Origin of the sequence: Duganella rivi (assembly GCF_009857435.1) — a bacterium.
Lineage (GTDB): Bacteria > Pseudomonadota > Gammaproteobacteria > Burkholderiales > Burkholderiaceae_D > Rugamonas > Rugamonas rivi.
The window spans coordinates 44,374-69,582 of the sequence record NZ_WWCK01000007.1 but is presented as its reverse complement, the minus strand read 5'-3'; the positions used below and the strand labels follow the sequence as shown (position 1 = coordinate 69,582).

21 protein-coding genes are annotated in these 25,209 nt (G+C 61.3%); 6 read left to right on the top strand and 15 right to left on the bottom strand.

Annotated elements, in window-relative coordinates; genetic code table 11:
* Positions 1–42 precede the first annotated feature (42 nt).
* Both GTP45_RS23215 and GTP45_RS23210 read left to right on the top strand, forming a co-directional pair.
* The gene (locus tag GTP45_RS23215) at positions 43–2,217 is read left to right on the top strand and encodes an FUSC family protein (RefSeq protein WP_161016247.1); all 2,175 of its coding nucleotides are present in this window, start codon (positions 43–45) and stop codon (positions 2,215–2,217) included.
* Between the two features lie 9 nt (positions 2,218–2,226).
* Positions 2,227–3,144, top strand: a complete 918-nt coding sequence (locus GTP45_RS23210) for an EamA family transporter (RefSeq protein WP_161016246.1) — start codon at positions 2,227–2,229, stop codon at positions 3,142–3,144.
* Here GTP45_RS23210 and GTP45_RS23205 read toward each other — a convergent pair whose 3' ends face one another.
* Positions 3,145–4,443, bottom strand: a complete 1,299-nt coding sequence (locus GTP45_RS23205) for a GGDEF domain-containing protein (RefSeq protein WP_161016245.1) — start codon at positions 4,441–4,443, stop codon at positions 3,145–3,147.
* Positions 4,444–4,668: 225 nt separating this feature from the next.
* On the opposite strand from GTP45_RS23205, the gene GTP45_RS23200 reads away from it, so the two are divergent.
* Complete coding sequence (locus GTP45_RS23200; protein ID WP_161016244.1) at positions 4,669–4,890, top strand: hypothetical protein; 222 nt, start codon at positions 4,669–4,671, stop codon at positions 4,888–4,890.
* Positions 4,891–5,122: 232 nt separating this feature from the next.
* Here GTP45_RS23200 and GTP45_RS23195 read toward each other — a convergent pair whose 3' ends face one another.
* From GTP45_RS23195 to GTP45_RS23135, 13 genes are all read right to left on the bottom strand, one after another.
* Positions 5,123–6,580, bottom strand: coding sequence for an APC family permease (locus GTP45_RS23195; RefSeq protein WP_161016243.1), 1,458 nt, complete (start codon positions 6,578–6,580; stop codon positions 5,123–5,125).
* A 424-nt stretch (positions 6,581–7,004) separates the two neighbouring features.
* The gene (locus GTP45_RS23190; RefSeq protein ID WP_217363385.1) at positions 7,005–7,307 is read right to left on the bottom strand and encodes a type II toxin-antitoxin system VapC family toxin; all 303 of its coding nucleotides are present in this window, start codon (positions 7,305–7,307) and stop codon (positions 7,005–7,007) included.
* Entirely contained in the window at positions 7,304–7,549 is a 246-nt protein-coding gene (locus GTP45_RS23185) for an AbrB/MazE/SpoVT family DNA-binding domain-containing protein (protein WP_161016242.1), read from the bottom strand. The genes GTP45_RS23190 and GTP45_RS23185 overlap by 4 nt, the downstream gene beginning before the upstream one ends.
* A gap of 97 nt (positions 7,550–7,646) precedes the next feature.
* Positions 7,647–8,147 (bottom strand): EF-hand domain-containing protein, encoded by a 501-nt coding sequence (locus GTP45_RS23180; protein ID WP_161016241.1) that lies wholly within the window; start codon positions 8,145–8,147, stop codon positions 7,647–7,649.
* Between the two features lie 92 nt (positions 8,148–8,239).
* Positions 8,240–9,256, bottom strand: a complete 1,017-nt coding sequence (locus tag GTP45_RS23175) for a succinylglutamate desuccinylase (RefSeq protein WP_161016240.1) — start codon at positions 9,254–9,256, stop codon at positions 8,240–8,242.
* 4 nt (positions 9,257–9,260) lie between these two features.
* On the bottom strand, positions 9,261–13,964 hold the full coding sequence (locus tag GTP45_RS23170; protein ID WP_161016239.1) for an NAD-glutamate dehydrogenase domain-containing protein: 4,704 nt from the start codon (positions 13,962–13,964) through the stop codon (positions 9,261–9,263).
* Positions 13,965–14,035: 71 nt separating this feature from the next.
* Positions 14,036–15,370, bottom strand: a complete 1,335-nt coding sequence (gene astB, locus GTP45_RS23165; protein WP_161016238.1) for an N-succinylarginine dihydrolase — start codon at positions 15,368–15,370, stop codon at positions 14,036–14,038.
* Between the two features lie 12 nt (positions 15,371–15,382).
* Entirely contained in the window at positions 15,383–16,864 is a 1,482-nt protein-coding gene (gene astD, locus GTP45_RS23160; RefSeq protein WP_161016237.1) for a succinylglutamate-semialdehyde dehydrogenase, read from the bottom strand.
* On the bottom strand, positions 16,857–17,912 hold the full coding sequence (gene astA / locus GTP45_RS23155; RefSeq protein ID WP_161016236.1) for an arginine N-succinyltransferase: 1,056 nt from the start codon (positions 17,910–17,912) through the stop codon (positions 16,857–16,859). The genes astD and astA overlap by 8 nt, the downstream gene beginning before the upstream one ends.
* A 10-nt stretch (positions 17,913–17,922) precedes the next feature.
* Positions 17,923–18,957, bottom strand: coding sequence for an arginine N-succinyltransferase (locus GTP45_RS23150; protein ID WP_161016235.1), 1,035 nt, complete (start codon positions 18,955–18,957; stop codon positions 17,923–17,925).
* A 97-nt stretch (positions 18,958–19,054) separates the two neighbouring features.
* Positions 19,055–20,299 (bottom strand): acetylornithine/succinylornithine family transaminase, encoded by a 1,245-nt coding sequence (gene astC / locus GTP45_RS23145; protein WP_161016234.1) that lies wholly within the window; start codon positions 20,297–20,299, stop codon positions 19,055–19,057.
* Positions 20,300–20,435: 136 nt separating this feature from the next.
* Positions 20,436–21,380 carry a GlxA family transcriptional regulator gene (locus GTP45_RS23140; protein WP_161016233.1) on the bottom strand — a complete coding sequence of 315 codons (945 nt, stop codon included), beginning with the start codon at positions 21,378–21,380 and terminating at the stop codon, positions 20,436–20,438.
* Positions 21,381–21,385: 5 nt separating this feature from the next.
* Complete coding sequence (locus GTP45_RS23135) at positions 21,386–22,300, bottom strand: DMT family transporter (RefSeq protein WP_161016232.1); 915 nt, start codon at positions 22,298–22,300, stop codon at positions 21,386–21,388.
* A gap of 75 nt (positions 22,301–22,375) precedes the next feature.
* On the opposite strand from GTP45_RS23135, the gene GTP45_RS23130 reads away from it, so the two are divergent.
* The 3 genes from GTP45_RS23130 to GTP45_RS23120 all read left to right on the top strand — a co-directional run bounded on the left by GTP45_RS23130 (position 22,376) and on the right by GTP45_RS23120 (position 24,071).
* Positions 22,376–22,837 carry a MarR family winged helix-turn-helix transcriptional regulator gene (locus tag GTP45_RS23130; protein ID WP_161016231.1) on the top strand — a complete coding sequence of 154 codons (462 nt, stop codon included), beginning with the start codon at positions 22,376–22,378 and terminating at the stop codon, positions 22,835–22,837.
* 18 nt (positions 22,838–22,855) lie between these two features.
* The gene (locus tag GTP45_RS23125; RefSeq protein ID WP_161016230.1) at positions 22,856–23,137 is read left to right on the top strand and encodes a hypothetical protein; all 282 of its coding nucleotides are present in this window, start codon (positions 22,856–22,858) and stop codon (positions 23,135–23,137) included.
* A gap of 97 nt (positions 23,138–23,234) precedes the next feature.
* On the top strand, positions 23,235–24,071 hold the full coding sequence (locus GTP45_RS23120) for an HDOD domain-containing protein (RefSeq protein ID WP_161016229.1): 837 nt from the start codon (positions 23,235–23,237) through the stop codon (positions 24,069–24,071).
* Here GTP45_RS23120 and GTP45_RS23115 read toward each other — a convergent pair.
* Positions 24,016–25,128: a DUF4351 domain-containing protein gene (locus GTP45_RS23115; RefSeq protein WP_161016228.1), complete on the bottom strand. Its 1,113-nt coding sequence runs from the start codon at positions 25,126–25,128 to the stop codon at positions 24,016–24,018. The genes GTP45_RS23120 and GTP45_RS23115 overlap by 56 nt on opposite strands.
* Positions 25,129–25,209 lie beyond the last annotated feature (81 nt).

Genomic DNA, 25,209 nt, shown 5'->3' with positions numbered 1-25,209 from the left:
GATCCTGCGGTGCGCATGCAAGCTGCCCACAAGGCCATAGCCATGCATTACGCACTCAATCTGCGCACCTTCTTCTATAGCCATTACTTTTCGCTTGGCTTGCGTTTCGCCGCCGGCCTGGTGGGCGTGACGCTGATTACGCTCCAATTTGCCGACATGGCCGTCGCCATGACGGTCTGCATCGGCGCGCTCTGCACCGCGCTGATGGATATGCCCAGTCCCCAGCGCCACAAGTTCAACGAGATGAGCGCCTCGGTGCTGCTGTGCAGCGCCGTCACTTTGCTGATTAGCCTGTGCGCACCGTATCACTGGCTGCTCATGACCATGCTGGTGGTGGTCAGCTTTGCCGCCTGCATGATGGTGGTCTACGGGCGCAAGTCCATGCCGCTGCAACTGGCCACGCTGTTCATCATGACGATGTCGATGGAGCACTCGATGACGGTGCGCGAATCCTTCGTCCATACCGGCTTGTTCACGCTGGGCGCGGTGGCTTATTTGGCCTACGCGATGGGCATCTCGTGGATACTGCGCCACCGCATCAAGCAGCAGGTGCTGGCCGAGGCGCTGTTTGAACTGGCGGCATACATCGACATCAAGGCCGACTTCTACGACACGCGCTACAACCTCACCGAACAATTCAATAAGCTGATTCGCCATCAAAGCCTGCTGGCCGACCGCCAGCAAGCATCGCGCGATCTGATCCTGCGTTCGCACAACAACGCCAAGGATGCGATCGTGGTGCAGGTTCACGTCTGCATGCTGGATTTGTACGAGCTGATTCTGTCCACGCACACCGACTACGCTCTGCTGCGCGCACACCTCGTTGACTCGCCGGTGATGAAGACGCTGCACGACCTGGCCTACAAGGCCGCGCGCGATATTGAATCGGTGGCTTACGATGTGACACGCAAAAAATCGTCCTATCCTGAGATTACCTACGAGCCGGAACTGGAAGCGATTGAAGCCGAACTGGCCGCCATCCAAAAGCGCATCGACGAAGGCAAGCCGCAGCAAGAGGCGTTGGCCGTGCTGCGCGCCCAGCGCAACAAGATCCGCGCCATCATCAAGATGATCGGCGAGCTGCACCAAGCCAGCCAGAAGGCCTACGACACCACGCCGTTCTGGGCCGACGCTGATATGGGCCCGTTCCTGTCGCAGCAGAAGTACGAGTTCCGCATGATCCTCTCGCACCTGCGCTGGGACTCGCCGATCTTCCGCTTCTCGCTGCGGGTGGCGATGGCGATTTCGGTCGGCCTGCTGGTTGGCGCGTGGCTGCCGTATGCGGCGCACAGCTACTGGATCGTGCTGACCATCGTGATTATCCTGAAGCCGTCGTTCAGCATGACCAAGCAGCGCCGGCGCGACCGGATCGTCGGCACGGTGATCGGCTGCATCATCACGGCGCTGATCCTCAAGTTCCTCAACTACCCAGCCTTCATCCTCGGCGCGCTGGTGCTGTCCACCGTGGCCATGCCGACCTTTGTCTACCTGCGCTATCGCTACGCGGCGGTGGCGGTCAGCGTGATGATCCTCTTGCAGATGTATTTGCTCGCACCGGGCAACGAGAACCTGATCATGGAGCGGCTGGTCGATACCATCGTCGGTGCAGCGGTAGCGACGGCGTTCAGCTTCGTACTGGCGAACTGGGAATACCAAACCTTGCCACGCCTCGTGCGCGGCGTGCTGGATGTGAACCTGCGCTACATGCAGGCCAGCTTCGATCTGCTGCAAGGTAAGGGCAAGGACGATTTCGCCTATCGCATTGAGCGCAAGCGCTTGATGGATTCTCTCGCAGCGCTCAGCTCCGCGCTGGTGCGCATGCTCGACGAGCCAACCAGCAAGCAGCGCGCGGTGGAAGACATCAACCTGTTCATCGTGCAGAACTACCTGCTGATGGCGCACGTAGCGGCGCTGCGCGCGATCCTGCGCCGCCATGCGAAGGAATTGCCGGCAGGCCCAGTCAACGCCATGCTGAGCGAGAGCCACGATCAAGTGGTGCAGATTCTCGAACACGCGCTCGATCCGCATGCGGCTGAGGCGAGCGAAGACGCGCTGATGTCGCCATCGACCTTGTCGGCGCAGGAGACCGCCGCTGCGGCAGCGGCGCAAGTGCCGTGGTCTGGCTGGCCGCTGGTTCAGCGCCGCATCCGCCTGCTGCAAGCGGATGCCGTGAAGATTATCGTCCACAGCGAAGCAATCCTGCGCGACGTGAGCTAAGATAGGACGATGAACTCCTCATCGTCCTCCTTCACCACCCGCGACCTGCTGTCCGCCCTGCTGGTCGTCATCATCTGGGGCACCAACTTCGTCGCCATGAAAGTCGGCTTGCGCAGCCTGACGCCATTTCAAATGGGCGCGGCGCGCTATGTGTTCGCCATCCTGCCGCTGATCCTCTTCATCAAGCCGCCCAAGCTGGCGCCGAAGTGGGTGATCGCCTACGGCCTGAGTCAGGGCGTGGGCCAATTCGGCTTCCTTTTCCTGTCGCTGAAAGTCGGCATGTCCGCCTCGCTGGCGTCGGTGATCCTGCAAACGCAGGTTTTCTTCACCGCCATCTTCAGCTTCATGCTGCTGAAAGAACGCACCAGCCGCGCACTGTTGGCTGGCCTTGCACTGGCTGCACTGGGCTTGCTGTGCTTCGCTGCCAGCTCGCTGCAATCCGTTAGCGCCAGCGACATCACGCCTGCCGGCTTTGCGCTATGCCTGACCGGCGCCGCCTTGTGGGCCGTCTCCAACATCGTGGTGCGCAGCGCGCAGAAAGCTTCGCCGGGCTTTGACGTGATCAGCTTTATCGTGTGGTGCGGCGCGGTGCCGATTATTCCCTTCGTGCTGCTGTCGCTGGCTTTTGACGATCCGGCCACGCGCTGGCAGTGGGTTGATGCGCCGTTCTCCGCATGGATAGCGGTGGCCTACATCGGCTGGATGTCCACCATCGTCGGCTACGCGCTGTGGACACGGCTGCTCAAGCGCCATCCGGTCAATCGCGTTGCGCCATTTAGCCTGGGCGTGCCGGTGGTCGGCATCACGTCGGGCATGCTGGCCCTCGGTGACGTTATCACCGGCTGGCAGTGGGCGGGCATCGCGCTGATTGTCGCAGCGCTGGTCTGCACCATGTTCGGCGGCCGCTGGCTAGACCGCAAAGCCTGATCAAGCCGCGAAGCAGACGCGGTTGCGGCCCGTCTCCTTGGCGCGGTACAGCAGCGCGTCGGCCTTTTGCAGCATGGCCTCCGCCGTGCCTGCCGCGAGATCGGCATACACGCCCATACTCATGGTGACCTTCAACTCCGGGTGCACCTGGTGCCATGGGAAGGATTCGATCATCCCGCGCAGCTTGTCGCACAGCGCTGCCGCTTGCGGCAATTCAGTCTCCGGGAAAGCGATCACGAACTCCTCGCCGCCGTAGCGCGCCACCAAGTCGCTCAAGCGCATATGGCTGCGCAGGATTTCGCCGACCTGGCGCAGCACCGCGTCGCCAGTGGCGTGCGAGAACTGGTCGTTAATCTTCTTGAAGTAATCGATATCGCCGATCACCACGCTCAGTGGGCGCTTGTGGCGCACCGCGTGGCTGAACAGCGTGGAAGCCTGCTCGTCGAAGTGGCGGCGGTTGTGCAGCTTGGTCAGCGCATCGCGCACACTGAGCTCGCGCATTTGCTCCGCTTGCAGCAGGATGGTCTGGTGCGAATCCTGTAGTTCCTTGTGGCTGCGCGCCAGCTTCTCGCTCATGTCGTTGAAGGCGGCGGCCAGTTCGGCCACTTCGTCCTTGCCTTGCACCGGCACGCGCTGCAGCAGCGAGCCGCCATGCATGGCGCGCACGGCGTCGGTCAGGCAGCCCAGCGTGCGGCCCAAGCTGCGGCTCAACAGCAGGCCAAGCGCCACGGCCAGCACCGCAGCGGCGCTGACGCCGAACCACAGCGCGTCGCGCATCGCCGCCAGGTATTGGAGTTCCTGCTTGCTCGGCGTGATCACGCCTTCCGGCGACACATAGGCCACCACGCTGCCATTGACGGTGACGGCGCGCGCGTCCTTGCGCGCCGCGTCGGGCAGCGGCTCGCCGGGGTGATACACGCCGGCGCCCAGCAGCACGCGGTAATCCTGATCGGCCAGGATGAAGCGGAATGGCGGCTCGCCAGCGCGAGGCCGGCCCTCGCCGCCCTGAGGCGGTGGCGGCGGGCGGCGCTCCTCGCCTTGCGCGCCGTCCGACAGCGGCGGCGGACGGTCGCCGGAACGCATGTACTCATCGAAACCGTCGCGGCCGGGGCTGGCCTGCCAGCTGCCGTACTGTTGCAGATACGCGGTGACGGTCGCATGGAAATGCTCTGCTGCCTGCTCACGCCGGATGCTATCCACCTTCTTGGTCATGCCGACGTAGGCCAGGCCGCCCACCATCGCTACCGCCGCCAGTCCGGTCAACAACAAGGCCAGCATGAATTTTGTGCGCAGAGACATCCCAACCCCATTAGAACATTGCCAAAAGGACAGCAATCATACCGCAAGGAAGTTTGGCTGCCAAAAAAATCAGCGCCTTGGCGTTGCTCTTAAGCACCACCTTTTCATAGGAGAAACGTGGAGTTATACGAATAACTTATTACTCGTATCATAAATCAAAAGTTTATTTATTACTGGAGAGCGCGCATACTGCAACGCATCAAACGAATATTTACGGAGCTTCTGATGAGCACTACGACCTACACCAACTACGCTGAGACTGGCTACTTCGCCAATATTGCCAATGCCGCGCGCCAACTGTTCGACGCCGTGTTCGCTGTACAGCCGGTTATGTCGCAGCGCAACAAAGAAGAAACCATCTGGTGGCTCAACAGCTTGGCCAATGACTGCGAGCGCCATTCCCCGAGCCTGTCTGCTGAACTGCGTTACTTCGCTTCCCGCGGCTAATCGAATTTACGAATTTATTTTTAGGAGAATACTATGCTGACCATCATCGAAAACCTGCCTGCTGCAATCGCCCTGTCCGGTCTGGTACTGCGCCTCTACCTGGGCGGCAAACCAGAAACCAAGGCAGAATAAGCTGCAAAGTTACTGAGCAAAATGGCAAAAAGCCCCCGTCGGCACTGAGCGCGATCTTGAGCGCGTTCAGGCTGACGGGGGCTTTTTAAGTTTTAACGCCTTAGTTCAAGCGCGAGTTACGCATCCCATACAGGAAGTAAGTCAAAATCGCCGCGCTCATCCAGATCACGAACACGGTGTAAGTCGTCATCGACAAACCGAACATCAGATACAAGCAAGCCGCAATACTCAGGCCCGGCACCAAGTAAGGGCCGCCCGGCACGCGGAAGCCCTTCACTGCAGACGGGCCTTCCTTGCGGCGCATCACCGGCACCGCCAGCGACACCACGATAAACGCCGTCAGCGTGCCCATGCTGACCATGTCCCACAAGAAGGTCGCGTCAACAAAGCCGGCCACCAGGCCAACCACGATACAGACGATCAGCGTGTTCTGCACCGGCGAACCGGTACGTGCGCTTACCTTGCGGAACGACGGCGAAATCAGGCCGTCCTTGGAAATCGCGTACAGGATGCGGGTCTGGCCGTAGATGGTCACCAGCGTCACGCTGAACACCGAGATCACCGCGCCCGCCGCCAGCACCAGCGCCGGCCAGGTTTGACCGGTGACGTTTTGCAGGATCACGGCCAGGCCGGCTTCTTGACCGGCAAATTTAGCCGCAGGCTGCGCGCCCATCGCGGCCACCGCCACCAGCATGTAGAACAAGGTAACGATGCCCAGCGCGGCCAGGATACCAATCGGCACATTGCGGGTTGGATTGCGTACTTCTTCGCCGGCAGTGGCCACGGTGTCCAGGCCGATGAAGGAAAAGAACACAGTCGCCGCAGCCGCCGTCACGCCGGCCATGCCGGTGAAGTGGGTGCCGCCGTCCGGGCTGAAGAACGGGTGGAAGTTGTTGATGTCAAAACCGCTAAACGCGATTACGACGAAGAAGATCAGGATGGCCAGCTTGACCAGCACCATGATGGCGTTGGTGGTGGCCGATTCCTTGGCGCCGCGCACCAGCAGCACGCAGCACAGGCAGACCAGGATAATCGGCGGCAGGTTGATGTGGCCGGTGTGGATCTCGATGCCGTGCGCGGTCGAGACGATCATCGGCGTGCGCAGCAGCTCGGGGATGTGCCAGCCGAAGGCGTTGTTGAGGAAGTTGTTCAGATAGTCCGACCAGCCGATCGCGGTGGCGCTGGCCGCAAGACCATATTCGAGCAGCAGGCAGGCGGCCATGATGAAGGCCAGGAACTCGCCCACGGTGGCGTAGGCAAACGAATACGAGGAGCCCGAGGCTGGAATGCGGAACGACAGCTCGGCGTAGCACAGCGCGGTCAAGCCAGCGGTAATCGCAGCGATCAGGAAGGACAGAATCACGGAAGGGCCGGCCTTGGGAACGGCCTCCACCATCGTGAAGAAAATACCGGTGCCGATGGTGGCGCCGACGCCGATCATCGTCAGGGGAAACAGGCCTATGGAGCGGTGCAGGCCATTGCTGCTGGAAGCTTGTTCGGTGTTTTTATTGTCGACCGGCTTGGTACGGGTCAGTTTCTGGACCAGCGTTTGGTTCACAGGCAATTCCTTGTGGGAGTATATGTTCGGGCAAAAACACAGCGATTATAGGGCTTTCCGCTGCGCGGCCCTACAGGTATTTTGTGCCAGAAATGCAACCCTCGTCGCCTCGGCGTTACAAGTGCTTACTTTTGATACAGCGCCATGTATAGATTGGAAACTAGTGGCAGGTTACCCTTGAGGCAAGTGTTACCCCAAGCCAAGAAGGAGCCAGCCATGCCGATCAAAAAAATCCCGACCGTATCCCGCCGCTTCCATCCCGCCGCCCTGACCGGCGCCGCCGTGATGCTGGTCGGCCTGGCCATCACCCTGACCGCGCTGATCGTCCGCGCTTAACCGATATAGAACGCGCCGGGCAGCTTGGCTGCCTTGCGATCAAAGGTCGCCGTGCGCGAGCAGCCGGCGTGCCTCGCGATTCCGATAATCAAACAGTCTGCCAAATCCGCTGACGATAATTTAAACCGGCGTAGCGCCTGTAAACGTGCGCAGCCTTTTCAACCTTCAGCTCAGGCATATTCACAAGCCGGGTTAATACCGCGTGTAACTCAACTCTCCTGAGTTGAAAGCTATAACTCAACACCCAAACTAACTCTGCCACGACAACGAGACTGACAAATCCTTGCTCAGTTCGTGACAACGTATTGATCAACGACGCTGCTTGTGCATACTGCTGGGCATCATCTTGCATGAAGTACCTGAGCAGCACGTTGGTATCCAGACCAATCACTTGCCTGCCCTCACAGCCCGTTTCACCGCGATTTCCAGCAACTCGTCTACGGAGCAGTCTAGATCAAGCCTAGGCAAGATGCCCTTGAGTTCAGTAATTGATCGATTCTTGGCGATCATTAAGACTTGCCCATCTTCATACTTCAAAAGCTCAATGCGATCGCCATCCTTGAGACCAAGTGCTTTCTGTATAGATCGCGGCAGCTTAATCGTCCCGTCAGCCGCGAAAACTGTCATAGCCATGATGAACTCCTCATGTTAGTGAGGCTTTCACTGTAGGCTGATGGTGGGGACAATCAAGCGGGCCGCGCTGTGGGTTTGCGCGGCCGCAAGGAGTTGCTTAAGCGAGGGCGTCGATGTTGTTGCCCAGGTTGGACGTGCTGCTGGTAGTGGCGGATTTGGCGGCTTGGGCCATGTCGTAGACCAGTTGCTCTTGCTGGGTGACGGTGCCGTCTTCGTTTTTGTCGGCCGCTTCGTAGGTCTTGGCAGCGCTGCTCGAGCTTACGCCGCCTGCACCGCCGCTACCTCCTCCTCCGCCTTGCGGTGCACCGCCTTGTGGGCGCGGTGGTTTGAAGTCGCCGCTCTTGATGGCCGACTCCAGATCATCTTTGGTGATCGATCCCGTCCCTTCTTTGTCGATGGCCTCGTACTGCTTGGTCGCGTCGTCGGCCGAGACGCCTTTAGACTCAAGGCCTTTCACGAATTCGTCCTTGGTGACCGAACCATCGGTGTCGGTATCCATATCGCTAAAGACCTTGGATGCGAGGCGCGCTGCACCTTTCGCTGGATCGAATGCGGGCGCGCTGGTGCTGCTGTTAGAAATGCTGCTGATTGCTGTCATGGCTCTTACTCCGTAGTTAAGGACAATGCTGCTCCTATTAACGAAAGAATCCATGTATCTATGACCCCACCAAGTGTAAAGGCGGGTAAAGATCAACCGACGCGCACCACCATCAAGCCCGCCCGCAAGCCAATGCGTACATCGGGATTCGGGAACACCACCAGCTCTTCCGGGAACTGAACGGTATAAATGGTATCGCCATCACGCGCAATCTCTTCGCCCTGTTTCATGGCGGTGAAGTTATGCGTCTCTTTGCCAAACGCCATTTGGAATTGGTCGCTCAACTTGATGATCTGGCGCGCGGTATTGAAAATATGCGGACGCTGCGCACCTTCGCGCTTGGGCGCACCGCGCAGCAAATCATCCAGCGCTTGCGATGCGTCCTTGAACTGCGCAAGGTCGTTCTGACCCAGCGTGCCGATGCGGCCCAGTTCAATCGTGGTTCCCGCCGCAGCGTGATGCTCGGACGAGTAGTAGCTATAGGTGCCCACCGACGCCGGATTCATGATGATGGCGCCGATGCCCGCAAGTCCCAGCCAATCAATCAGCGCGCCACGCGCCGCATCGGGAATCAACTCCGGCACGATGGCGAAAGTCGGATACACCGATGGACGGATCGCAGTGTGCAAATCGAGATGCCAGCGCACCGGCCCAGCATCCTTGAAGAACGCAGTAGTGGCCGCGATCATCACATCGGCACGCGCGGCTTCCACCGTACCTTCCAAGGTGCCGCGCTGTTCGCGGAACATGCGGTTCAAATCCGCATCGATGAAGCGCCTGCCGGCGCGGATAGCATCAATACTGCCAACACACAGCATCAAGTCCACAGCCAGCGCGGAAGGCTGGTGCGACAGGGCATCCAGCAGATAAGCCACGACTTCAATCGGGCCGGTCTCGTCGCCATGCACGCCGACAGAGACCAGCACCGCCGGCCGCGCCGCGTCGCGCGCACCGCCAGCAGCCTTGATCGTGATGATGCCGTCCGCCGGCTCGGCGACCGAGAAACCGGCCGCCGTGAAACGCTGCGCGACGGCGCTGAAGTCCGCCTCCGCCAGCGCGCGTACGGCTGGCGGCAACTGCGCGGGCAAAGCTGCTGGTGAATCACTCATCGAATTACGCCGCCAATGCCGTGGTGCTGGCGTTGACCGCCTCCGACAATGCCCACACATCCAGCATGGCTTGCTCCAGATCCGTCGCCGCAGCGTAGCCGGACAAGCCCAGCGTGTTGGCGACGACTTCCACCGCCTCCGCCGCCGTGTGATCGCCGGTCGCTTGCTTCAGCACTTGCGACAGTAAGCGTTGCTGCGTGCGGCGCAGCGCGTTCTGCGCATAGCTGCGCAGCTGTTCTTGCGAACGGCTGACTGCAGGCAGCTTCAGGCCACGCTCCAACGTATCGATGCCGACTTGCGCGCGCAGCGCCAGGCCAACTTGCAGGAAGGCCGGCAAGTCCATGCCAGCAGGACGCGATACCGACAACGCCGCAAACACAAACGCTGCCACCGACTCAATCGCATCGACAGCCTTCCACGCATGCACAAACTCCACGCGCAGACCGGCAGTCAATTCCGCTTCGGACTGGCCATCGGTCGACGACAGTGCCACCAGCGTTTCCGGCTTGGCGAACAAGGCGGTCAATTCGGCCACACCGTTGCGCAGCTGATCGGCAGGCACCGACAGCGCGCCTTCAATCACTGCTTTTTGCAGCACGCGGGTATGCGCATCAACCTTGATCGACACAGCACGCGGCACTTTCAGAGCATCCGCATCCAGCGCATTGAACACCGGCGCCAGGTTCAGCGCAGACCAAGCTTGGCCCCACGCCAAAATAACTTCCGCTTCATCGACGCCATGCTCGCCAGCCAGCTGGCGCAGCATCAGTGGGCCGCAACGGTTCACCGATTCATTTGCCAGCACGGTCGCCAGAATCGCATTCGCCAGCGGGTGTGCCAGCGCTGGACGCGTGGCTACCAGCAGATCAGGGAAGTACGGCTTCAGCACCGACTCGGCCCAGCTGTTATCGGTCAGCGGCAGCGCCGACAGAATGCGCTTGTAGCGATTCTTCACGTTGGCGATGACCACTGCCAGTTCCGGCGTGGTCAGGCCACGGCCATCGGCCTTGCGGCGCGCCAGTTCGGCCACCGACGGCAGCTGCTCCAGTTCACGCGACAGTGCGCCCTCTTCTTCCAGCGATGCGATCAACGCTGCATAACCATCTTGCACACCGGCGTCGGTCTGCGCTTGCAGTTCGCGCACCAGCAACTGGGTTTGCAGCGTGTTGTCGCGCAAGACCAGGCGCTCGATATCCTGCGTCATTTCGTTCAGGATGCGATTGCGGTCTGCTTCGCTCAACTGGCCGGCGTTCATTTCCACGTCCAGCCACATCTTCGCGTTCACTTCGTGGTCAGAGCAATCCACGCCGGCCGAGTTGTCGATCGCATCGGTGAAGATGCGGCCGCCCGACAGCGCGAACTCAATACGGCCCGCTTGCGTCGCGCCGAGGTTACCGCCTTCGGAAACCACTTTGCAGCGCAGCTCATTGCCGTTGACGCGGATGTTGTCGTTGGCGCGATCTTTAACTTGCGCGTGGGTCTCGGTGGACGATTTGATGTAGGTGCCGATACCGCCGTTGTAGAACAGATCAACAGGCGCCAGCAGAATGCGGTGCATCAGTTCTTCCGGTGGCAGCGCGGTTTCTTCGATATCCAGCACGGCACGAATTTCCGGCGACAGTTCGATCGAGCGCGCGGTACGCGGGAACACGCCGCCGCCCTTCGAGATCAGTTCCTTGTTGTAGTCATCCCACGAGGAGCGCGGCAGCGCGAACATGCGCTCGCGTTCCTTGAACGAGACTTCCATGTCCGGGTTCGGATCGAGGAAGATGTGACGGTGATCGAATGCAGCCACGATCTTCAGCTTGCGCGACAACAGCGCGCCGTTGCCGAATACGTCGCCCGACATATCGCCCACGCCGACCATGGTGACTGGCGTTGCGTGAATGTCGTGATCCATTTCGTAGAAGTGGCGCTTGACCGCTTCAAACGCGCCCTTGGCGGTAATGCCCATCTTCTTGTGGTCATAGCCGTTGGAGCCGCCCGACGCAAACGCGTCGCCGAGCCAGAAGCCACGCTGCACGGCGATGCCGTTAGCGATATCGGAGAAGGTCGCGGTGCCCTTGTCTGCCGCCACCACCAGGTACGGGTCGTTGCCGTCGTAGCAAACGGTGTCGGTCGGCGAAACGATTTTGCCCAGCACGCGGTTATCGGTCACTTCCAGCAGGCTGGAAATGAACAGGCGATACACTGCTTCGCCTTCCGCCGCGATGGTTTCGCGCGCGGCGTCTTTCGGCATCTGCTTGCAAACGAAGCCGCCCTTGGCGCCGGCCGGCACGATCACCGCGTTCTTCACCATCTGCGCTTTTACCAGGCCGAGAACTTCGGTACGGTAGTCTTCCATGCGATCCGACCAGCGCAGACCGCCGCGCGCCACAGGGCCGCCGCGCAGGTGCACGCCTTCAAAGCGGCGCGAGAACACGAAGATTTCGCGGAATGGACGCGGCTCCGGCACCAGCGACAAATTGCTGGTGTCGAATTTGAAGATGATCTTGTCGCCCTTCTGCTCATTCTGGAAGTAGTTGGTGCGCAGGGTTGCGCCGATCAGCGTTGCCATTGCTCCCAACACTTCTTCGCTGTCGGCGTGGTTAATGGCTGGCAGGCGGCTCTTGATATCGGCCAGCTTGTCCAGCGCCGCAACGCGGGTCGCTTCAGGCAGCGCAGGATTAAAGCGCTGCAGGAATACGTCTACCAGTTCTTTCACGATCACCGGCTGCTTGCGCAGCGTCTCCGCCATGTAGCGCACCGAGAAGCGCGGGCTAGCTTGACGCCAGTAGCTCATGTAAGCACGCACCAGCTGCACTTCGCGCACGCTCAAGCCGCCTTCGACCACGAGGCCATTCAGGCGGCCGTCTTCCGCTTCGTTGTTGAACAGTGCAGCGAACAGTTCTTCCGCTACCGGCACGATTTCCGCGTGCGCCAGCTTGGCCGCACTGGCGGCATCTACCGACAGGCTGGTGACGAAGTGGCGCTCGCCGTTCACGCGCAGCGAGTGTGCGTGTTCGCGGTCGATGGCAACGCCGGCGTTATGCAGCGCTGGCAGGATGGTCGACAGCGATGGCACGCGATCCACCGAGTACAGGCGAATGGTGGTGTGGCCGTTGTCCGCTTCCACGCGCACGCTAACGCGCGATCGATCAGGGTTGCGCAGAATCGCGCCCAGATCGTGAAAGGCAGCGGATGGCGTGGTCGCAGCGACGTAATCCGGCGGCAGCGTGGCGCACATCTTGCGCATGCTGGCGCGCAGCGGCACGTCGGTGACGGCGTCGGCCAGCACGGAGAACTGGTCGTGCCAGCCGTCCATCACCGCCAACAGCGGTTGCTGGATATCGGTTTCCAGATCCAGCGGATAGCGCGCGCCGTGCGCGATCAGGTAGACGCGGGCCAGCGGGCCATCGGCCACCAGCGTTTGCGAGCTGACGTGGCCAGCACCGGAACTGGCTTGCAGCGCTTTCGCCAGCGCCGAAGCGACGCTTGCGCTGTAACGCTCACGCGGCAGGTAGACCAACACGTTCAGGTGACGCGCATACACGTCGCGGCGGGCGAACACTTTGGCGCGTGGCTGCTTGTACAGCGACACCACGGCGCCGCACACTTCGGCCAGCCATTCAGGATCGGCTTCCAGCGCTTCGGTACGCGGCAGCGACTCAAGGATTTCAACGAATTTCTCAGCGCGGAAGCCTTCCTGGCGCACACCGGCGATGCTCAGCACGCGCGCCACGCGGCCACGCGCGAACGGCAGGCGGTTCAGCGGGGTCGAAGTCGCGGCGCGGGTGAACAGGCCCACGAAGCAGTATTCACCGAGGATCGCGCCTTGCGCGTCGGTGTGGCGGATGCCGATGAAGTCCAGCTGCTGGTCGCGGTGCAGCGTGCCTTCCACGTCCGCCTTGACGATGGACAGGGTGTGCGCGCGCTTGGACAGCGTATCGAAATCGCCAGGGATGTTGGCGAGGCAGGTGCCGTACACCGGGTGAGAAGTATCTTGCAGCACGCCGATACGGCTAGGGATATCGCGCTCGAGTTCACGCACGCCCGGCTTGACGGCGTAGTAAGCGTAGCCGAACGGCTCGAAGCCCTCGGTCTTGGCCCATTCGAGGAAGGCGGCGACTTCCTTGCCTTCTTCGTTATGCGATGCGGCTTCGGCGCCGATGCGGCTGAAGTGATCCAGCATGGCGGCGCGGTCGCGGCGCACCACGGCGGCGTCGCGCGACACCATGACGATGCGCTCCACCAGCATGCCGAGTTCCGCCTCCGGCAGATCTTCCGACAGCAGCACCAGCACATACGATTCCAGCTTGTCGCCGGCTTGTCCGACGCTGGTGACTGCGCCGTCGGCGTTGCGCGCCACCGGCAGCACCGCATTCAGCACGCCGTTGGCAGCCACGCGCAGTTTGCGCATCGCCATCACGATGGAGTCCACCAGGTACGGCGCGTCGTCATTGAGGATCAACAGCGCGGTGGCCTTGCCACCACGGCCATCATCGTAACGCAGCTTGGCGATTTGCGCGCCGCTGCCGGTGCGCTTGGAAGCTTGAGTGAAACCGTCCCACAAAACCGGCGCGAGACTATCGGGCGCCGTGCCCGCAAGGTCTTCATCGTCGAGAGAACCGAGCCACGCGCTGATGAGCGCGGCGACTTCGGTGGCGGGCTTGTTTGCATTGACCAAATCCAGCGTTTGTTTGCGCAGGTCTTGTGGTGCTTGTTTCATCTTGCTTCTCCAATACGTTATAGGTATCTTGTGTTGCAGAAGGCCGCGCCGGCTTGTGGCTGCGCTGTGCCTTAGTCGTACAGTCCGGGGAGTCCCAGAATCCGGCTTAACTCCTCCAGCGCATTATGCACTTCAATCGCCAATTGCGGGTCTGCCAAATCGGCAGGTTCCAGGCGGTCGCGGTAGTGTTTTTCCACCCATGCTACCAGCGTGTGATACAGCGCCTCGGTCATGAACACGCCTTGATGCATGGCTGCCGCTTCGGCATCGGTCAGCGCCACGCGCAGACGCAGGCACGCAGGGCCGCCGCCGTTGCGCATCGACTGGCGCAGATCGAAGTGAATCAATTCATCAATCGCGCTGCCGCTGGCAACCAGGCCTTCCAGATACGCAGCGACGGAAGCGACTTCCTGGCACTCTTGCGGAATCACCAGCGCCATTTTGCCATTGTCTTTGCTTAGCAGCTGGCTGTTGAACAGATAGCTCGCCACCGCATCGGCCACCGGCACCTTGGCGGTATCGACACGGATCGCGTTCAGGTCTGCGCCCACGCCGGCCATCGCACGGCGCAGCTGGTCGAGCGCGCCCGCTTCGTCGGCGAATGCCTGCTCGTGGTAGAACAGGGCATTGGCGTTACCCACTGCGATCACGTCGTTGTGGAACACGCCTTGATCGATAACGTCAGGATTTTGCTGGATGTAGACGGTGCGTTCTGCCGACAGTCCGTGCAAGCGTGCCACCGCCTGCGAAGCCTCCAGCGTTTGACGCGCCGGGAATTTTTTCGGCGCCGATGCGGAAGCATCAAACTCGGTGCGGCCGTAGACGAACATCTCAACGCCGGCGCTGCCGTGGTCTTTGCACAGGCGGGTGTGATTGGCCGCGCCTTCATCGCCGAAGGCTGGGGTGCCCGGCAGCGCATCGTGCACGGCGAAGTGCTTTTCATCTTTGAAGATGGCGCGCAGCGCGCGGGCCGACTGTGTGTGTTCGAAGGCGCGGTGCAGTTTGTTGTTCAGGTTAGCAGCGGTGAAGTGCAGGCGGCCATCGGCGCTGTCGGCCGATGGGCTGACCGTCGCCGCGTTCGCAGTCCACATCGGCGAAGCCGAATATGCGCACGCCAGAATCACCGGCGACTCTTTCGCGGCCTTGGACAACACCTCCGCATCCGTGCCGGTAAAGCCGATGCTGCGCAGCAGTCGGAAGTTCGGACGATCCTGGGGCGGCAGCAGCGCCTGGCCGAAGCCGCGTGCAGCCAGCGCGCGCATCTTGGCCAGGCCTTGCAGCGCCGCCAGCTTGGGATTGGATGCGCTCTTGACGTTGTTGAACGACGCCACGTTGCCGAACGACAGGCCGGCGTAGTTGTGCGATGGGCCGACCAGGCCGTCGAAGTTGAATTCGCGTGCGGACATTGAAGCTACCTTTTAGAAGTTCATGCCCGGCGACAGTTTCGCAGGCATCTCGAGGACAGGGTTTTCAATCGATGCAACTGGGTAGGCGCAGTAGTCCGCCGCGTAGTAAGCGCTAGGACGGTGATTGCCCGACTGGCCCACGCCGCCGAACGGCGCGCTGCTTGCTGCGCCGGTGGTTGGACGGTTCCAGTTGACGATGCCGGCGCGTGCGCGCACTTGGAAAATCTTCCACAGGTTTTCGTCGTTGGAGATCAGGCCCGAAGCCAAGCCGAATTCGGTGTTGTTGGCGGCCTTGATGGCGCTGTCGAAATCGGCCACGCGGATGATTTGCAGCAGAGGGCCGAACCACTCTTCGTCCGGTATGCCCTTCGCATCGGTGACGTCGACGATGCCTGCCGAGACGAAGCCGGTGTTGGCGTCCAGGTGCTTCATTTCGAGCAGCAGCTTGCCGCCCTTGGCGACCAGGTCAGCCTGCGCTTGCACCAGGCGCTTGGCGACAGCGGCCGACACCACTGGGCCCATGAACGGCGCAGGTTCGGCAGCAGGGCCGCCGATGGTCAGGCGGCTCGCCACGTCCACCAGGCGCGCGACAATCGCATCACCAGCCGCGCCGGTAGGCAGAATCAAACGGCGCGCGCAAGTGCAGCGTTGACCAGCCGAGATGAAGGCCGAGGACACGGCCATGAACACGGCAGCATCAACTTCCTTGGCATCCCAAATCACCAGCGGATTGTTACCGCCCATTTCCAGCGCCAGCATCTTGCCCGGCTGGCCGCCGAATTGTTTATGCAGCGCGGTGCCGGTCTGGCAGCTGCCGGTGAACAGCACGCCGTCCAGCAGCTTGCTCTGGCCCAGCGCGATGCCGGTTTCGCGGCCGCCGTTGACCAGATTGATCACGCCTTTCGGCAGGCCGGCTTGTTCCCACAGCTGCACGGTTTTGACGGCGGTGCGCGGCGCGTATTCACTCGGCTTGAATACCACGGTGTTACCAGCGATCAGCGCAGGCACGATATGGCCGTTAGGCAGGTGGCCGGGGAAGTTGTAAGGGCCGAACACGCCGAACACGCCGTGTGGACGGTGACGCAGCACGGCTTCGCCATCGGCGATCTTGTTGCTGGACTCACCGGTGCGCGCGCCGTAGGACTGCACCGAGATGTCGATCTTGTTGGCCATGGTGGTCACTTCAGTGCGCGCTTCCCACAGCGGCTTGCCCACTTCTTCAGAGATCAGCAGCGCCAGTTCCTCGGCATCTTGCTTGAGCAGATCACGGAAACGGGTGCATACGGCGATACGTTCGGCCAGCGGAGTCAGTGCCCATGCTTCAAACGCGGCGCGTGCGGCGGTCGTCGCTTGCGCCACGTCCTGCGCGGTGGACTCGTTGCTGCTCCACGTTTGCTTGCCGGTGGCCGGATTGATGGTAACCAGTTCTGCGCCGCTGCCGTGCAGCCATTCGCCGTTAATGAAGTTGCTGATGTCTGCTGCAGAATTAGCCATTGTTTTTCCTCGGATTGAGAGTCAGGGTGCGCACGGTGTCGCCGGTTTTGCAGTGCAGGAGCTGCTGCTCTGCTTCCGGCAAAGCGACAGCGCCGTTGACCGGCACCGACTGCGACAAGATCATGCGGAAATCTTTGAGCGTGGTGTTCGACACCAGCATCGGTTCGGCCGTTGCGCTCTCCGGCGCGCAGGCGGAATCCCAGTCGGTAGTCGGGCCGATTTCAGCCAGTGCGCTATCGCGCATGGCGCGCAGTTCGGACACACGCGCTTGCAGCACCGGGCCGGCGTCGAAGATATCGACGTAGCCTTCGAAGTACATGCCTTCCTGCTCCAGCAGGCGGCGCGCCGGCGCGGTCGAGGTGTGCACCTTGCCGATCACTTCCTGCGCGTCGTCCGGCAGGTAGGCCACGTACAGCGGCTGGCGCGGCATCAGTTCTGCGATGAAGGACTTCTTGCCGACCGCGGTCAGCGCGTCGACGTGGTCGAAATCCATCTTGAAGAAGTGGCGGCCCAGCCCCTCGTAGAACGGCGAACGGCCGCTCTCCTCCTGGTAGCCGCGCATTTCGGCGATCAGCTTTTCAGTGAACAGGTGCGGAAACTGCGCGATGAAGAGGAAACGCGACTTGGACAACAGCTTGCCATTATTCCCCGTGCGGTAGTCCGGGTGCAGGAACAGCGAGCACAGTTCGGTGCTGCCGGTCAGGTCGTTCGACAGGTACAGCGTGTCCATGCGGGTGAACACATTCAGCTCGCGGCTGGAGTGCACCAGGGTGCCGATGCGGTAGTTGTAGAACGGCTCCGTCAAACCCACCGAGCCTTTGATGGCGCACACGCCGGCCAGGCGGCCAGTGTCGGTGTCCTCCATCACGAACATGTAATCACGTTCTTCGGGCGGGATGGTTTCGGCAAACGAGGCGACGGCGATGTTCAGGCGGTCGCCCATCATTTTCATGTCCGGCTTGAGCGTGGTCATGCCGCTGCCCACCTGCGTGGCCATGACATACAGGGCGTCGAGATCGTCGGCTTGAATTGCGCGTACTACTAGCATAGGTGGTCTCTTATATTCTGACGCAGATGACGGTGTCGCCTTCAGCGACGTTAAGCGCTTCCTGCACCTCTGCAGACAGCGCCACGCTGAGTTGCGATTCGAGCGATGGGCAATGCGTGATCACGGCGCGGAAGTTGTGCTCCGAACCGGACGACACGGCATAGCGCAGTTGCGGCTCGCGGCCACGGTCCGGTATTTCGACCGAGGTGGATACGCGGCGTTGCAGCGCGCCGGTAAAGGTGCGCAGCGAATTTTTATGGGCCTGCAAGATCGGGCCACCATCGAAGATGTCGATGTAGTCGTCGGCCTCAAAGCCTTCTGCGGTCAGCAGGTTGAAGGCCAGTTCGCCCGATGGATGGATCTGGCCCATGGCCGCTTGCGCATCGCCCGGCAGCAGCGGCACGTAGACTGGATAGTGCGGCATCAGCTCGACGATCAGGGTGCGGTTACGCGCGCCGCCGATGGTACGCTCGGCGTCGAGGAAATCCATCTGGAAGAATTTGCGGCCCAGCGCATCCCAGAACGGCGAGCCGCCTTCACTGTCGGTCACGCCGGCCAGCGGCACGAAGAAGCGGTCGGCGAAACGGTGCGGCGCCAGCACGGCAAACATCAAGCGGGCGCGTGACAGCAGCGCTGCTTCCGGCGTGCCGTGTTCACGCTCGCCGACGTAGAACGACGACAGTTGCGAGTAGCCGGTCAGCTCGGAGCACAGCGTCAGGGCATGCACGCTATGGCTGATGTTGAGGTCACGCGAGACCTGCTGGATCACGTCGTTGCGGAACGAGAAGTAGGTGCCGTTGGAGCCCGCTGCCGCAAACATGGCGGCGGTGCCGACGATGGATTTGTCCTCGGACTCCAGCACCAGCAGGTAGGCTTCTTCGCTAGGAATGTCGACATGCGCGGCAAACGACGCGATCGACAGTTCGATCATGGCGAGGATTTTCTCGCGCGTCTTGGGCAAGGTATGCACTCCCGGCATGGGCACTGCGGCCAGCGCTTCGAGGGCTGCAATATCCGCAAGTTCAACCGGACGGACTACATACATGAGAACTCCTTAGAGAATGCGTGCGGACCCAGCGCGCAAAGAACGCGCAGGGCCGAAAGGTAAAGCGGCGGATCAAAATCCGCCGCCGTGGTGTTACTTACGCTGCTTGCAGCAGGCCATCCAGCGACACGCGCAGGATGCGGTCCGCTTCAGCGATCTGCTCGTCCGAGACGATCAGCGCTGGCGCCATGCGCACCACGTCCATGCCGGCGATCAGCACCATCATGCCGTTGGCTTCAGCGGCTTTCTGGATGTCCTTCGAGCGGCCCTTCCACGCATCGCTGGTCACCACGCCCAGCAGCAGGCCGGCGCCGCGCACTTGCGAGAACACTTGCGGGTAGTCGGCCACTACTTTTTCCAGCGTGGCGCGCAGCTTGGCGCCGGCTTCTTTCACACGCGCCAGGAAGGCTGGCTGGTTGATGGTTTCCAGCACGGTCAGCGCCACGGTAGCGGCCATCGGGTTACCGCCGTAGGTGGTGCCGTGCGAACCGACGCTCAGGGTGGCAGCCAGTTCGTGGGTGGTCAGCATCGCTGCGACCGGGAAGCCGTTGCCCAGCGCCTTGGCCGAGGTCAGGATGTCCGGGGTGATGCCGTAGCTCATGTAGTGGAACAGCTCGCCGGTGCGGCCCATGCCGGACTGCACTTCGTCGAAGATCAGCAGGGCGCCGGTTTTGTTGCACAGGTCGCGCAGCTCTTGCAGGAAGGCTTTATCGCCTGGCACTACACCGCCTTCGCCTTGCAGCGGCTCAACGATCACGGCACAAACGTCGTCACCGATGGCGGCGCGGGCCGACTCGATGTCGTTGTAGGTGATGTGGTCGATCGACGGTGGCAGCGGCTCGAAGCCTTCGGTGTATTTCGACTGGCCGCCCACCGACACGGTGAACAGGGTACGGCCGTGGAACGACTGGTAGCACGAAATGATGCGCGATTTGTGCGCGCCGAATTTGCTGTGCGCGTGCTTGCGGGCCAGCTTCAGGGCCGCTTCGTTGGCTTCCGCGCCGGAGTTGCAGAAGAAGGCGCGATCAGCGAAGGTCGCTTCGGTCAGCGCCAGTGCCAAACGCAGCACCGGCTCATTGGTGTAGCCATTGCCGAGGTGCCACAGGGTGTTGGCTTGGCGGGTCAACGCTTCCACCACGATAGGGTTGCAGTGGCCCAGCGCGGCCACGGCGATGCCGGAGGTGAAGTCCAGATAGTGTTTGCCGTTCTGATCCCACAGATCCAGACCCGCGCCTCGAACCGGAACCATCGCTGCCGGTGCGTAGGTCGGCACCAGTACCTCGTCGAAAGTCTGACGAGTCACAGGACGGTTGAGAGCGGTCGATTCTACTTTGGCGTTCATGGCATTCCCTATCAATGGTGGGTACGGTGCGGCACAGCGCCGCGGTGACCCATTATAAAAAGCGGCATGCTAAAACTCTTTTCAAATGGCGACAAGAATTTTTACTTTTGGCCGCAAAGTAAGCTTGTCAGAATGTTCAGGCGGACGGCATCAGCTTGCGCTGGCGCTCTTCGCGCGGCGTGTTGCCAAATAAAGCACCAAAGGCGGTGGAGAAGTGGGAGCCGGAGGAGAAGCCGCACATCAGCCCCACCTGCACGATCGAGTGATTGGTCTCCAGCAACAGCTGGCGCGCCCGTTGCAGGCGCAGTTCGAGGTAGTAACGGGATGGCAGACTGCCAAGATATTGCTTGAACAAGCGCTCCAGCTGGCGGCGCGACAGGCCAACCAGGTTGGCGATGTCGTCGGTGGACAGCGGTTCCTCGATATTGGTTTCCATCAGCGTCACCGCTTCCGACAGGCGCGGCTGCAAGGCGCCGAAGCGGGCTTGCAGGGCCACGCGCTGGCGCTCTTCCGGCCCGCGCACGCGCTCCACGCACAGCGTTTCCTTGATGCTGGCCTGCACATTGGCGCCGAACAGCTGCTCTACCAGCGTCAGGGCAAAGTCGATGGACGCCGCGCCGCCGCAGCAGCTCAGGTGGCGGCCGTCCAGTTCAAACAGGTGGGGCGTGAGGATGGCGCGCTCAGTGATGTCCTCGGTATCGGCATACAGCGCCCACGGCAGCGCGATGCGCACGCCGGCCATCAAGCCGGCCTTGGCCAGCCACAGCACGCCGGCGCCGACGCCTCCCCAGTACTCGGCCGAGCGGCAGCGCTCGATCACGGCACGCGCCTGTTCGGGCGGCAGCGGCGCTTGCTGCTCGTCGGCCACCAGCAGGGCGATGTGCCAGCCCGGCTGGGCCAGCACTACTTGCGCAGGGGTCATGGTTTCCAGTTGCAGCACCTCGCGGCCGAGCGCGGCGGCAGCCAAGCGCAGCGGCTGCACCAGTCCGGCCCAGGTGATGCTGTCCGCTTCGCCCGCGTTGACCAGCAACAGGCGCAAAGGCTGCTGCTGGGCGAGACGGGAAAGGGTATCAAAAGACATTCAGGCTACTCCGGCGCAAGGGCGGTGGCAGGACGCTCGCTGCTCCATTGGCTCGCTATCATACCGGAGATCAACAATCCGGCGCCGAGCAAGCCGTTCCATGCCAGCGTCTCGCCGAGCCAGAAATAGGCGAAGATGGCGGCGCAGCCCGGCTCAAACGCGTAGATGACGGCCGCCTCGTTGGCGCTGCTGTGGCTCTGGCCCCAGGTTTGCAGCGAGATGATGGCGGCGGTGGCGATGACGCCGAGGTAAATCAGGTTGACGCTGTACATCTGCAAACCCTTGCTGACGTAGGCAATGTAGTCCGGCATATCCTGCGCGCGCTCGGCCCAGCCCAGCGGCACCTCGGTAATCAGCAGCCAAACGGCCGCGCACACCGCCACCGTGAGGATTTGCGAAGCGGTCAGCGCCATCAGCTTTTCCACCTTGCGGGTGGTGGTCTCCATCAGCTTGACGTAAATGCCGAAGAACAACGCGCACAGCAGCGCCAGCGTGTCGCCACGCCCCCAGCTGAAGCTGCCTTCCCAGCACAGCGCGAACAGGCCGGCCACCGACAGCACCAGCGCAAACAGGATGCGGCGCTCCAGCTTGGCCCCGAGCGCCACGCCGATCAGCGGCGGCACCAGCACGTTGAGGCCGGTGATGAAGGCATTGCGGTTGGAGCTGGTCAGCGCCAGCCCCTCGATCTGGAAGACGTAGCATAGGAACAACACCACGCCCGCCAAAATGCCCCAGCGCAGGTCGCGCCAGCGCACGCCCCACAGGAAGGGCAACAGCAGCACGCTGGCCAGCGCAAAGCGGCACAGCACGATCCAGCTGGCCGACAGGTAGCCGGTCATGTCTTTCATTGCAGGGAAGGTGGTGCCCCAGACGAGGGTGACAAGCAGCAAGGCGGCAATGCCGCGCAGATGAACAGGCATGGTTATTCTTATGGTTAGCGTCCGCATAGTGTACCCGCCGGAAAGCCCGATGCGAAGCAGCTATAATCACGTCCTATGGGTGAACGATACTTGAAAAGCATCCGGCTGCTGGCCGAATGCATGCAAGGCTATGAACGGCTCTCCGGCGAACACGTGCGCCGGAGCGGCTTGACGCACGCCCAGTTCGACATCATCGCCACGCTAGGCAATACGCCCGGCATGTCCTATAAAGAACTGGGCGACAAGACGCTGATTACCAAGGGCACCCTGACCGGGGTGATCGAGCGGCTCGAACAAAAAGGACTGGTGGAGCGTCAGCGCAACGACTGCGACAAGCGTTCCTTCTTTGTGAAACTGACCCCGGCCGGCGAGCAGACCTTCTGCACCGTGTTCCCGGAAGTCATCTCGCAAAGCGGCAAGGCGTTTGCCAATTACACCGAGGACGATTTCGAGCAGCTTGAAAAAACCCTGTCGGCGCTTAAAACTGTCATCATGGCCGGGCAGACGGGCAGTTCGTCCACCCATGAATGCGATTAAAAAACCAAGGATACAGATTTGAAAACTTCTCTGCTGGACGGCAAAAAGCCGGCCAAATTCGACAAACACATTATCGGCAACCTGCTGCTGGACGTAGCGCCTGCGGACGAAGTGCGCCAGGAAGCGCTGATCGTCGGCGTGCGCAATGAAGACGGCGAGATTTACCGCCTGATCGGCGCCAGCACCCACCGCAGCTTCATGAACGCGGTGGAAGAACTGTTCGACCTCGATCTGGTCGACGAACTGGAAGACGTGGACGATCCGGTCGAAGGTTGCGACGCCATCTTCCGCGAAGAGTAAGCGGCCACTCACATGAGGTGTTGGGTGAAATCCACGCCGCAAAAAGTATTTTCAAGAAAAGTGCCGCACGGCAATATTTTGAGTATAATTTTTTGCAATGGACAGACTCGACGCCTTCAAGACTATCGCTGCTCAAGCGAGCCGGGGCGAACTCACGTTCCCGGCCAACGTCAACGCCGCCCTGCGCTTGCAGCAGGCGTTGAACGATCCTGACTGTCACATCGAAGCAGCTGCCAAGCTGATACAGGCGGACCCGTTGCTGGCGGCGCGTAGCGTCGCCATTGCCAACTCGGTCGCCTACAACCGTTCCGGGACTGAAATTTCCAGCGTGCGCGCGGCCGTGCAGCGGCTCGGCATCCGCACCTTGCAATCGCTGGTGGCGGCGCTGATCGTGCGCCAGATCGGCAGCGAGGTCACCGAGCCATCGCTGGCGGCCAAAATCAATCAATTGTGGGAGCACACGGCGCACGTGGCGGCGCTGTCGCAAGTAATTGCGCGCCGCGTTACCCACGTCGATCCTGATACCGCCCTGTTTGCCGGCATCATGCACGAGGTGGCCGGTTTCTACATGCTGGCCAGCGCCAGCGAATTCCCCGAGGTAATGAGCGGCGAGCCGGAAGACTGGGTTGAGCACGGCGAGATCGACATCGGCCGCGGCGTGATGGAGCACTTGTGCGTGCCGGAAGGCGTGGTCAAAGCGATTGAATCGATGTGGATCGGCCTGCGCGCACTGCCGCCGGAAACGCTAGGCGACACGCTGCTGCTGGCCAATGACCTGTCGCCGGTGCATTCACCGCTGCATCAGCGCCCCGGCGCCACCACCCTGCAAGGCGCCCGCACCATCGACTTCGTGGTCGGCGAAGGCACGCTGCACGCCATCATGACCGAATCCGCGCACGAGGTGCAATCGCTGTACGCGGTGCTGATGCTGTAGCAAAAACTTGCTTCAGCGATTGTGCTTCAGCCAGCGCATCGCTCCAAACCTCTATTTGTTCCTCTGAGGCTTTAGTCAGCCTATTCCGAACAGTTTGCGGCAATGATCCAAAGCGCTGTGCCAGCTGTCGTTCCAGTAACGTGACCGCCCCTTCTCTACGCCCTTGCGTCAGCCCTTGCTCCAACCCTTGCTCCAACCCTTGCTCCAGACCGCGTTTCAGTCCACGCTCCATCCCTTGTTCCAGGCCCTCTTGCTTACCTTCCCGCCTGCCTAACTTCAGACCTTTCTTCATGCCATCGTTGACGAACATTTGTTCCAATGGATTGAGCAATTTCATGTCATGCTCCTTTCCCAGTGAGCGGATAGCCTGCCAGTAGCGTCGTTGACACTGCTCGGGCAAAACCATCATCCAGTTGATCACATTGAATAACACCATTATGCGCCTGCGGCTCCAGCGATGCTGGAACAGTAAGCTAGTCAAATGCAGCTTGTCCTTGTAGAGCCTGTGCGGATCATGATGAGCCTGCAGGGTGCACAGATGAACCAGTGTGACCCAGGCAATCGGATTATGCGAGGCTGCCAACACGTTTGGGTCGGCGACATAGTCGAGCAGCTTCGCTGTAGTGAAAGAGAACACTCTTGCCATGCCTCGATATTGCTGGCGGAAGCGGCTCGGACGCCAGCGAGGATCCGCATCAGCCAGCACCACAAAGCTGACCACAGGCCAGCTATGCGCCTTACCAATGCGATAGTTGTAGTCGTGTACCCGCCGCGCCAGCCCAGCGTCGTGTTGAGCCTGAATTTCAATGTGAATCAATATCTGCCTCTCGCAACCATCGCGCATGCAAACTTCGAACAGCTTGTCAGCCACCATCACATCCGCCGCAGCGCCGATGCCGAATCCTGCCAGCTCTTTATCACGGCAACGCGGCCGCTGTTTCCAATTAATGTGAGCGCTGAAGTCGGGAAAATAAAAGTCCATGAAAGGACGGAAAGCGTGCGCCAATGCAACTTTCCAAGGCAGGTCGTAGCGAGCGGATACGGTGGCATTAGACATCCGCCCAGTCTGCGGTCATACGCCAATGAGGCTTATGAGAAAAGGCAAAACATCGTCCCTGATGCGCACAAAAAAAAGCCC